This is a genomic window from Spongiactinospora sp. TRM90649, assembly GCF_029382225.1.
GTDB lineage: Bacteria > Actinomycetota > Actinomycetes > Streptosporangiales > Streptosporangiaceae > Spongiactinospora.
In genome coordinates, this window is sequence record NZ_JARLTC010000111.1 from 1 (window position 1) to 595 (window position 595).

The 595-nt window shown below is 74.1% G+C and carries 2 pseudogenes; both read right to left on the reverse strand.

Annotated elements, in window-relative coordinates:
- Positions 1-242: pseudogene (locus tag P3X83_RS43205) on the reverse strand (transposase); the annotation flags it as partial.
- Positions 215-595, reverse strand: a pseudogene (locus P3X83_RS43210) (hypothetical protein); the annotation flags it as partial. The pseudogenes P3X83_RS43205 and P3X83_RS43210, both read right to left, overlap by 28 nt.

Genomic DNA, 595 nt, shown 5'->3' on the forward strand with positions numbered 1-595 from the left:
CGGCGGCGGCGCAGATGGGCACGGTTGGCCTTGGAGGAGTAGGCCTTGTCCGCGGCCACCGCCGCCGGGCGGGTCCGCGGGCGACCGACCGGACCGGGGATGCGGATCTTGTTCAGGACGGTGATGAACCGCGGGCAGTCGGCGGCTTGGCCTGGGGTGAGCACGAAGGCCAGCGGTAGCCCGGCCGCGTCGACCGCAGCATGGATCTTGCTGCTCAGCCCGCCCCGGGATCGGCCGAGCCCGGCGGCCTTCGCCCGGGCCTTACGGCGTCGCCGTGTGGCGGCACGATCTGGGCCCGGCGACCCGGACGACGCGCCCGCATCGTCCGTGCCGTCGGCGCCGGCGGGTGTGACCTGCGGCGCATCACCCGCAGCACCGGCGGCTGACGTGGGAGCGGAGCCCCCTTTTCCTCCGTCAGCGCCTGCTCCAGCGCGTCCAGGGTCTCCCCGGCGACCGCCAGCCCGGCCGAGTCCTGATGTGCCCGCACGATCGTGGAGTCCACACTGACCAGTTCCAGACCGACCTGCCCACGCGATGCCGCCTCGGCGATCAGCGCGTCCATCAGCCCCTGGAACACCCCGGCCTTGGCCCAGCC